Here is a 748-nt window from a genome sequence, read left to right on the forward strand (position 1 = left end):
TGCAGCCGTTGCTTCTTCATGCCCCGGATCTGCTGGCTTTCCCCTTTCCAGAAATAGCCGTGGTGGACCAGAATGGCATCGGCTTCTTCCACGATGGCCGCGTCAATCAAGGCCTGACAGGCCGTCACGCCGGACACCACCCGATGAATCTGCTCGCGGCCTTCCACCTGCAAACCATTGGGGCAGTAATCCTGAAACCGGTCCGTGGCCAGTTCCTGGTCGAGCAGAGACAACATGTAATCGCGCTTGAGCATGGCACCTTCCGGCAGGTCGGACATGATGAATGTGGTCGCAAAACCCGTGAAGGCTGATCTCTGCGCCAACCCTGCCACTCGCCAGAGTGATGTACCCTAGGCGCGTAATCGTTGCAACGCGGGCCTTCGCAGGGCGTTGCCGAGAGCATGGCAATGGCTGGCGTGCGACCATTTGCCACAGCCAACCGGTGGTAGCAATCACCATTCACAGGTTCTACTATTGCGCGCAGTTTACCTATCAGACCCCTCACTTGTCTCGCCAGAGGCCCTTCACCAGGCTCTGACGAAAAAGGGGAACCGCATAAACGGGGGCATTACCGGTGATCAAACTGCTTCGTTTTCTGGCCGGCCCGGTGATTACCGGCCTGGCCGTCGGCCTTGTCGCCCTGTGGTGGTACCAGTGGGGCCCCAACGCTGAGCCCGCACAGCATGACACCGGCGTCGCCAGCTATGCCGGCGCGGTAAACCATGCGGCCCCAGCGGTGGTGAACATC

The 748-nt window shown here is 60.2% G+C and carries 1 protein-coding gene; it reads right to left on the reverse strand.

Translation table 11 applies throughout. The features are described 5' to 3' along the window. Positions 1 to 254, reverse strand: a 254-nt coding sequence (locus A3730_RS03280) for a Nif3-like dinuclear metal center hexameric protein (protein ID WP_197477256.1), incomplete at its 3' end; no start/stop codon positions are given. Between the last annotated feature and the right edge of the window lie 494 nt (positions 255 to 748).

The sequence above is a fragment of the Alcanivorax sp. HI0044 genome, from assembly GCF_001634945.1.